Here is a 1,430-nt window from a genome sequence, read left to right on the forward strand (position 1 = left end):
TGATACTAATCGCCCTTGATTCACCGGCCGGGCTTCAATAAAGGCGCAGTTTGTTATTTCCTTGCGCATGGATGGAAGTATTGCCTGGATGTCGGGAGCCAGGAAGAACAGACTCGGACCCAGGCTCGACATTCCGACGGCGGATGCGCCCAGACTGTAAAGCCGCTCTTCCAGTTCCTGAATCTTCTCCCCGTGGCGGGTTCGCTCCGCTTTTTTCCAAGCGCATTCCTGAAGCTGCCGAATGGCCTCCTCAAATGCAGCCTTGTTATGCTCGCGAACCGCCGCGAACGCCCCTGCGATGGCCCAATGCATGGTTCGATACACCTCGTCTTCGGGAATCGGGCATGTTTCGGCAAAGAATTCCTTTTCCTCATCCTCATTAAGGGAAGGAATATGCTCTGGAATGCACAGGCCTATGGGCCAATCCGGCATGGGGGAACGGCTTAAAAGCAATGGGAGTTCAATATCCCCGTTTAGCTGGGAAGATGGGGCGAGCATGCAGCCATCATTCTTTCGTCCAAGGTCAATAATCATGCCCCCGGTAAAATAGGAGTGTATGCCGATACCGGAGGTTCCCCCACGCCCGGACAAGCGAATCAATTCATCGTCAGAGGCTTGATGGTTATTGACATGCATCAGACCTTCCAGCGCCGCTAGCCGGATGGCTGTCCCGGTGCCGAAGCCTGAATGCGCGTTGGCCTCGCCATGAATTTCAATGGCCACTGCACGATTCAGGCCAAGTTTCTCCTTGGCCTTCCGCAGAACTTCGACCAAACGTCCAATGCCAACATCACTCATCCCCCGCCGTCGGAAATCTTCGACAGAAAAATCATCACTTGGGATGACCTGAACCTTCAACGATGGCGCACAAATGCTGAAACCAATGCCGCCATTTAATCGGGGCATTTTTCCATTCATTGAAAACAGAGACAGATGGAGTCGAGGGTTTAAGGATATTGATGTCATTGACTTAAGCTTGGTCGTCGTTTCTTTTCCATTCAGCATCAAAATATTCGATATATTTTTGCGGAAGAGTAGCACTTCTATCAAGATGAAGCGCCGGCGTATCCATGCTTGCTAGGTGAGGGAAGAAAGGCCCAATAATGACTTCATCATCGGCCAGAAAAAAACTATGACTTTCTTCGTGATCAAAATAACGATAAGAAAAATCGTTGAATTCTAACTTTAGTTCATCCAACCGTTTTTTGGATGCATTAGCTTTACCTTTGTCTGATGGGGACAATCTATCGGGGCAAGGTAGAAGAAATCTAACCGAAACTCCTCGACCTAGTGCTTCCAGAAGAAATGTAGCCTCTTTATGGCTCCCGTCTCTATTCGCAAAATCCTCCAAAAAGTGGAAGGCAGTTTTGCCAATGAGGCGAATTTCCTTCTTTGCTCCTTTAATTAGTTTCCCGTAGTAAGCTCTATCA

The 1,430-nt window shown here is 49.0% G+C and carries 2 protein-coding genes; both read right to left on the bottom strand.

Going from position 1 to position 1,430, the window contains the following annotated elements; all coding sequences use genetic code 11:
* On the bottom strand, positions 1 to 906 hold a 906-nt coding region (locus tag D6694_10900), incomplete at its 3' end, for a beta-ribofuranosylaminobenzene 5'-phosphate synthase (GenBank protein ID RMH39749.1).
* Positions 907 to 970: 64 nt separating this feature from the next.
* Positions 971 to 1,430 (bottom strand): hypothetical protein (locus D6694_10905; GenBank protein RMH39750.1); only part of this gene is annotated, 460 nt, incomplete at its 5' end.

Source organism: Gammaproteobacteria bacterium, from assembly GCA_003696665.1.
In the GTDB taxonomy this organism is placed as follows: Bacteria; Pseudomonadota; Gammaproteobacteria; order Enterobacterales.